This is a genomic window from Roseibium aggregatum, assembly GCF_014692675.1.
In the GTDB taxonomy this organism is placed as follows: Bacteria; Pseudomonadota; Alphaproteobacteria; order Rhizobiales; family Stappiaceae; genus Roseibium; species Roseibium aggregatum_C.
The window spans coordinates 1-396 of record NZ_JABFCZ010000116.1 but is presented as its reverse complement, the minus strand read 5'-3'; the positions used below and the strand labels follow the sequence as shown (position 1 = coordinate 396).

Sequence of the window (396 nt, the reverse complement as noted above, 5' to 3'; positions counted from 1 at the left end):
TGCTGGCAGCGCATGCACGCGACCCGTACGAAGGCCCCAGAAAGATCGTCGTCGCGATGGGGGCCATGTACGACCGCGCGGCCTTGCAGTCGCAGCCCGGCGAACGGTCCGGAACGCCTTCCACCGACATGGCGGTTTCCCCTTCCGTTGTCTCTTCGCTCGCGGATTGAAATGATGTCCACCTTGACCGATCTCGTCGAACCCACCTTTCCCCTCAGCCCTGAACAACGGGCCTTGCTGTCGATCGCCGGTTCGGACCCTTGCGCCGCAGTATTGACCTTGGAACTTCGGACTCGCATCGATGGCGCTCTGGAGCCGCTGCGCCTGCGCGCCGCGGTGGAATCCACCGTGGGCACCCACGCCGCGCTGGCCACCGCGCTGCGTGCGGTGCCGGGG

The 396-nt window shown here is 66.7% G+C and carries 1 protein-coding gene; it reads left to right on the top strand.

All coding sequences use genetic code 11. The annotated features are described in order from the left end of the window. Positions 1-174: 174 nt before the first annotated feature. Positions 175-396: hypothetical protein (locus HK439_RS26555; protein WP_190294478.1), on the top strand; the 222-nt coding region annotated here is incomplete at its 3' end.